Source organism: Stutzerimonas stutzeri (assembly GCF_000935215.1).
GTDB lineage: Bacteria > Pseudomonadota > Gammaproteobacteria > Pseudomonadales > Pseudomonadaceae > Stutzerimonas.
The window spans coordinates 1-6,112 of sequence record NZ_JXXD01000125.1; the positions used below are offsets into that span (position 1 = coordinate 1).

5 protein-coding genes and 1 pseudogene are annotated in these 6,112 nt (G+C 60.2%); 1 reads left to right on the forward strand and 5 read right to left on the reverse strand.

Translation table 11 applies throughout. The annotated features are described in order from the left end of the window. Nucleotides 1-537: 537 nt before the first annotated feature. The 5 genes from LO50_RS24915 to LO50_RS13720 all read right to left on the reverse strand — a co-directional run bounded on the left by LO50_RS24915 (nucleotide 538) and on the right by LO50_RS13720 (nucleotide 5,372). The gene (locus tag LO50_RS24915) at nucleotides 538-702 is read right to left on the reverse strand and encodes a hypothetical protein (protein WP_023447095.1); all 165 of its coding nucleotides are present in this window, start codon (nucleotides 700-702) and stop codon (nucleotides 538-540) included. A 173-nt stretch (nucleotides 703-875) separates the two neighbouring features. Further along, nucleotides 876-2,078, reverse strand: coding sequence for a coiled-coil domain-containing protein (locus LO50_RS13705; RefSeq protein ID WP_023447096.1), 1,203 nt, complete (start codon nucleotides 2,076-2,078; stop codon nucleotides 876-878). Nucleotides 2,079-2,165: 87 nt separating this feature from the next. Further along, on the reverse strand, nucleotides 2,166-3,824 hold the full coding sequence (locus tag LO50_RS13710) for a hypothetical protein (RefSeq protein ID WP_031298464.1): 1,659 nt from the start codon (nucleotides 3,822-3,824) through the stop codon (nucleotides 2,166-2,168). A gap of 10 nt (nucleotides 3,825-3,834) precedes the next feature. After that, nucleotides 3,835-4,344: an SMI1/KNR4 family protein gene (locus tag LO50_RS13715; protein ID WP_023444484.1), complete on the reverse strand. Its 510-nt coding sequence runs from the start codon at nucleotides 4,342-4,344 to the stop codon at nucleotides 3,835-3,837. Next, a complete protein-coding gene (locus LO50_RS13720) occupies nucleotides 4,341-5,372 on the reverse strand; it encodes a helix-turn-helix transcriptional regulator (RefSeq protein WP_023444485.1) in 1,032 nt (343 codons plus the stop codon). The genes LO50_RS13715 and LO50_RS13720 overlap by 4 nt, the downstream gene beginning before the upstream one ends. Nucleotides 5,373-5,825: 453 nt before the next feature. Here LO50_RS13720 and LO50_RS24195 point away from each other — a divergent pair. Beyond that, a pseudogene (locus tag LO50_RS24195) lies at nucleotides 5,826-6,040 on the forward strand (translational GTPase TypA); the annotation flags it as partial. Nucleotides 6,041-6,112: the final 72 nt, after the last annotated feature.

Consider the following 6,112-nt stretch of genomic DNA (forward strand, 5'->3'; position numbering starts at 1 on the left):
TACCTCAACGAGAACGACCGCAAGCGCTTCGAGCGCAGCAAGGTCTAAACACTGTTGCAGTAAGACAAAGGCGCCTTCGGGCGCCTTTGTTGTTTTAGGCTTGATTGCAATCCAGGCGGTGCCTGGCCTTAGATCCTATGGGGCATGGTTTTGATCAAAGGAGCGAATGGCAGGCTGGCATCAACACTTCGGTCGGGCCTTGGGCAGCGCTTCTCTAGTAGGTAGCAGCGCCAATTACAGAGTAATGCCGGTACCGTCAGGCCAAGACCGATCCAGGGGGCCAGCCAACGTCAGCAAGCGCAATGACGAGCCCGCCGATAGCCGCACCCAGGCCCATCCCAAGGTGCCTCACCGAGGTGTTCAGGGAGGCTCCGGTACTGCTGCTGGCTGGGGCGCTATGGAGCCGGAAGCTTTGCACGACCGGAGAAACCATACAGCTGATGGTCTCCAGGGCATCACGCTCGGGATGAAGATGGCGCTGTGCAAGCTCAGCGGAATGTCGCAGTGCCAGGCAGAAGGTGAGAAAAATCACCATGGCTAGACGAGGCCGACGCGCTCGGCCAGCCGGTTGCCCAGATAGCCGCCCAGAGCCGCCAGGCCGATCAGCAAGGGCAGTCCGCTCACCGTGGAAACGTCGGTCGTTCCAAGCATCGTCGCTAGATACGGCGTGAAATAGAGGATGAGATGTCCACCGAGCAGCAAGATAGAGACGGCCTGCGCCAGCTAGCGCGGTCGATGGCTCAGTTGTCTCAGAAAACCGCGCGACCAGCAGGGTGCTAGAACGGCTGTCGGGTATGGGGCTTGCGGTGCACGCTCCGCTCTCGCCGCTGCGCGGCGAAAGACGGAACTGGCTACCCAGGCCGTGCCGCGTCGCTTCAGAGTAGTGCCCAGTGCTGCGCTGCCTGCCATCCCAGCGAGGCGATGGACAACACGGTGGCGCCGACGAGCACCAGGCGCTGATGCGACAGGCTCAACGCTTGCTTGGCCACCAGAGCGCTCAGATGGTCGGCCAACTGCTCCTGTGAATTCGTCAGGTTTTCACGCTGGCTTTCGAGTGACCGGACCAGGGATTCTTCCATTGCCGCTGAGCGATGCTTGACGTCGGCTTCGTGGGCTTCGATTCGTTCCTGCATGCTGTGGCTATGAGCCAGCTGCCACTGGTCCTGCCTTTCAGCCTGGGCGGCATGCTGTTCGCTCAGCGTAGCGATGCGGCTGTCCTGTGAGGCAGCTCGTTCGCTCTGTTGCACCTCGAACGCTTGTGCATCCTGCAGAAGCTGCTTGTGAAACGTCTGGTTTTCCTCTGCCAGTTGGGTGAACTCGGTGCGGTTCTGCTGCGCCTGTACGTCCATCGCATCGGCCAGGCGCCTTTCGTTTTCCACCTGGCGCCGCTCCACCTCATCGAGCCCCGCCGCCAAGCGATTCAGACAGTGCTTTTCAACTTCCTCCATCTGCTGTTCCAGGTTGTTGCGCAATGCCTGGCCGGCGCTGTCGATCCGCTGTTCGGCTTCGGTCACGAGACGTACGCAGCCCACCAGTTTCTGTGCCTGCTCCTGAGTCAGGCCCTTGGCTTCCAGAAGTCCCTGATTCGCGGCATTGATCGCGTCCTGTTGTTCGCCCAGCTGAATCTGTTGCGCAAGGATTCTCTCGTTCTGCGCCTGGAGTTCTTCAGCCTGCTTCTTCAGCAGATTCTGCTGTTGCAACAGCAGAATCTGCTGGTCGCTCAGTACCTTTGAGATGGCGGTGTTGACCACCAGTAACTGGGACGATTTCTGCGTCAGTTGACCGATCGAGGCGTTGAGGTCCAACTGTGCTTCCTGGATCTTGTCGCTGCGACCGTAGAACCAGTTGCCGACGAAGTTTCCCTCTTTTTTCTCCTGCCTGAGCTTGGCCAGGCGCTTGGCTTCGGACTGGACCTTCTGCTGGTCGTCGTTGAGGCCGTGCAGCAGTTCCTTGATGTTGCTCTGCTGGATGATTCGCTCGGGCACGCTCAGGTTGGAAAATGCCTGCACGATCTGCAGTTCTTGGGAGTTTTCCGCGCCGGACTTGGTGACGGCGGGCGCTGTGGTTTCGAGGGGCATTGGCTGTCCTGTCGAGGCTGCATGGGTTGGGGCGGTCGAATACGCGGTGCATCACGCCCTTCGCGCGATGAGCCCGCGTGGGCTGGTTCAGAGGGGTTTCAGGAATTCTTCGATTTCTGCCTGGCTCTCGTTGATGTAATTGATCATGCGTCGGCTTTTCTCGACCTGTTCTCGGGTGCTGGCCACGGCGCTGTCGAGGCTGGCCAGTGCTGCGGCTGATGCAATGCCTGCATTGCCCAAGGTTGCGCCCGTCTGGCGGTACAGCTCGATCGATTGGGTATAGCGCTCGACATTGCCGAGCGACGCTTCGGATAGCGTCACCAGTTCGGCGGCAAAGACCTCTCGCCTCGCTGCATCTGCTATCAGTTCGTCGAGCAGGCGCTCCCCCCGGGCATGGCGATCGAAGAGGCAGTCGATCTGGTACGCCAGAAACGCCGACAGCAGGCCGCTGGCGATGCCTACCAGCACGGGCGTGAGCAAGTCGGCGAAGGGCTTGAGAAAGGGAATGGTGGCCATGAAGGTGGCGACAGTTTCCGACAGCAGGATGCCCACCGAACTGATCACCACGGTGCCGAGAAGCTTGAGGCCTTCCTGCAGGGCCTGGGCCTGGGTCATGTGTGCAGGTGGAAAGAGCATCATCCTGGCCGCACGGAACAGGCCAAGCAGGCCTTCGCGGATCATGCTGACGAAGCGCTTGGCGGTGGACAGGAAGTTGTTCAGCAGGAAGGTCAGCAGGTTGCTGACGAAACCGCTGACACCACCCTGGATCATCTGCGAGAGCGCCGTCGGCACCTTCCGTGCCACCTGTTCGGCCACATGCATCAGGCGCTGGCTGATCTTCCTCAAAAGCGACTCACCCAGTTCGACGCCATGCCGGATGAGCGCTTTCACCTCGTTGAACAGAGCGTTGACCAACTCGGTCAGCAACATGCCAAGCGCTTGGCGAGCCCCCATCAAAGCGGCCTGTTTGCCGCCCGTAGCAAGCAGCTCCGTGGCCTGCTTCTTGAGCAGTGCCCGGTTCGCCGTGCTATCGATGTGCTTGCGGGCAGTATCGTGTTTTTCCTGGATCAGTTCCTCATCCGCGCCGAATTTCTGCGCGTTGGTTTCGCCGTTCTCACGTTCCTTGGCAGCCCACTCGCGCAGGTCCTCGTCGCCTTTCGACCCGTTGAGGGGCTGGTTGGTAAGGGCCAGGTTCTCATCGCTGTTGACCACTTCACGAATGCGGCTGACGTCTACGGTCTCGCCGTCCTCGGACACCTGCCCAAGTGCGAGATGCATTTTGGGGTCACTGTGCGTTTCCGAAATGGAGACGACGTGATCCAGTTCGGCACGCGCTTCTTCGCCGTTCTTCAGCTCCACTGTGCCGTCGGCGCGCACGGTTTGTCCGGTGTACTCGTCCCGGGATTGGGCTATCCGCTCGTCGCGCTTGTCATTCCAGGTTTTTCCGCCTGCCGTATCGGCGTTTTCCTGCGTCTTGATCTCGTACTCCGCGCGTACCTGCTTGTCGTACTTCTTGCGCGAGTGTTCGTGGAGTTTCTTGTCGGAGTCGGTAGCGACGTAGTCGTCGTCTTCGCGCGCGAAGTTATGAAGCGTGGTGACGTTCCCGCCGTTGCGGTCGACGTCCTTGAACATGGCGGTGGACAGGCCGAACGTGCCGATGACTTGGGAAAGTACCTGCTGCTGGCAGTCGTCGAACAGCTTCTGCAGGCGCTGCTCGCGCGTCATCGTGGTGAGCGTAGGTTCCATGGGAGTTATCTCAGGCGGTCTTGCGCATGATGAAATTACCGAACCAGTCGGCGAAGGAGGGTGCGAGTAGCGTGCGCTGGGGCATGTCGTGAAGTACCTCGATCACCTGCCCGTAATGGCCCTGATCGGCCGGAGCGAGGTCCAGGCACAGATAATCGCCGCCGCCGTCGGAGGCGAAGGGCAGCCATGCCTTGTCCCACCAGGACGCTCTGATGCCGGTATCGGATTCGGGGGTACGCGCGGCGAAGTCACCACCTTCCAGCAGGGCCGTCCAGGCGGACCAGCTCAGCGTGATCTGCCGGCTCGAGAGGAATTCGTAGTCGTCGAACAGCCAGCCGGCCTGCCCACGCTGGCCATCATGGACTTTCAGGCAGGCGGTGAAGTCAGCGGGCAAGGGCTTGCCCAGCAGCTGTTCCAGAGCCGCTATGGCGGTGTCGTCAGCCGGAGGGTTGAGGTCTGCCTGGCGAGCCGGGTCATATGTGGCCAGCCAGGCTTCCAGGTGTTGCCAGAGCTCGTTCATGGTGTTGCCTTGAGGGTCGGCGCCGTCGCTTCGTAGCGACGACGCATCAGTTCCAGTTTGGAGCGGATCTGTGTTTGCCATACCGTCGGTTCGTGAACCTGGATGTTGTCGTTCAGCCCGAAGATCCACCAGAGCGTTTCCTGATCCTGCGGGACCCGAGCGCGCAGGCGCTGCCAGTCGCCCTCGGCAAGTGGTTCCAGGCTCTGGTCGGTGCTCAGCAGGGTTTCCTTGAGGAGCCAGGCGATCTGTGGTGACACGTCCGCTACCAGTTCCACATCGTCTATCAGGGGCGAGGCATTGAGGCCGTTTCGGATGTAATGGTCGACAACGAGGGGCTCGCTGCAATCGGCGGCGACCTCCAGGCATTCAGCCTGCTGAATGCGATGCATCGCGAACTGGCTAAGGTCGCCATAGCCGTCGACGGTGCCTATCAGGTAGCTGATGGAGTGACGGGAAACCAGGCCAGCGGGGTGCAGCAGCAGCTCCTTGCGCTCGGCCTTGCTCCGGCTGAGGTAGGAGACCCTGAGCCGCCGGCGCTCCAGCAGGGCGGTCGACACTTCTCGCCAGACAGCGGCATGCACCTGGGCGGGCAGCAGGGCCTTGTCGTTGGGATGGGCACGCACACGGCGCGCCCAGTGTGCGAGATCGTTCTGGCCGAGGTCTTCCAAGTAATTGCGTGCCTTGTTGAACTGCGGACCCAACAGATTGATGACCGACTGCGGCAGCAAGCTCTTCAGATGACTTTCGGCCAGGACGAGCGCGAGTGCCGTCGACGGCTCCATGTCTCTGAGGTCGAGCGGGGTGTCCTTGGTGTGACTCCAGCGATAACGGCCACTACTTTCATCACTGATCAGCGAGAAGGGGATGGAGAGTCGATTCAGGTCCCGCTGGACGGTGCGCAGATCCACCGAGAATCCACGCTCGTGCAGTTTTTCCAGCAGCGTGGGAGAGGAAACATATCTTGGGTATTCGGGAATCAGGCGCAACAAAGTGAACAACCTGAGTAGCGTATCCTCCGCTTCGGACATGGGTTACTACCTTACATATTTCCTGTAACTGCCAGATACGTGACGCCACGAATATAGCCAGCTTATCCTGCTTGATGGCTACTCGCCATGATTCGTTTCAGCCGATGGTTTCCGCATTCCGCTGGCTTCATCTGGCGGACCACTTGTCCTTCTCCTTGAGCTGACGAAATTCGTCATGAAACGCATAGGCTTTGCGGAGAACTACAACGAGACCGATCATGGCATGAATGTTTTTCATGCTGGATTCCTCTGCTGGGTTTATGGCTGGTTGCGAGCCGAGCGGGTATTGGCAAGTGACAGCTGGCGCGTAGCCGTCATCTCTGACGGCGGGAGCCGGAATCAAGCATGGCGCAGCCGCACGACAGTTCATGTCGTGTTCGCGGGTTCCGTTGTTTGTCGGGCGGGGCGATGGGCTTAACGCGTCGGCGACGTGTGGCGAATATTGCGATCATTCAGGCCCGTTTCGTGACCCAGAAGGCTTTCAAGCCCGGCTTGGTTCGATCGTCGTGGTGAACAAAATCTACCGTCTGGGCGCGCGACCTGACTGGGCCATATGCCAGATCTTCGACCTGTTCGACAACCTCGTCGCCACCGACGAGCCTCGACTTCCCGATCGTCTACGCCAGCCTCCGAACGGCATCGCCGGCATGGATCACGACAACATGGATGCTCATTGCTGACGACGAGGCTGGTTGAAGTGACGCCGAAGTCGATCCGCCTGCGCAAGAAGTACCTCAACG

Excerpts from the sequence above, each read along its gene's own strand:
- LO50_RS13705 (WP_023447096.1), bottom strand. The coding sequence starts at position 2,078 with ATGCCCCTCGAAACCACAGCGCCCGCCGTCACCAAGTCCGGCGCGGAA.
- LO50_RS13710 (WP_031298464.1), bottom strand. The coding sequence starts at position 3,824 with ATGGAACCTACGCTCACCACGATGACGCGCGAGCAGCGCCTGCAGAAG.
- LO50_RS13715 (WP_023444484.1), bottom strand. The coding sequence starts at position 4,344 with ATGAACGAGCTCTGGCAACACCTGGAAGCCTGGCTGGCCACATATGAC.
- LO50_RS13720 (WP_023444485.1), bottom strand. The coding sequence starts at position 5,372 with ATGTCCGAAGCGGAGGATACGCTACTCAGGTTGTTCACTTTGTTGCGC.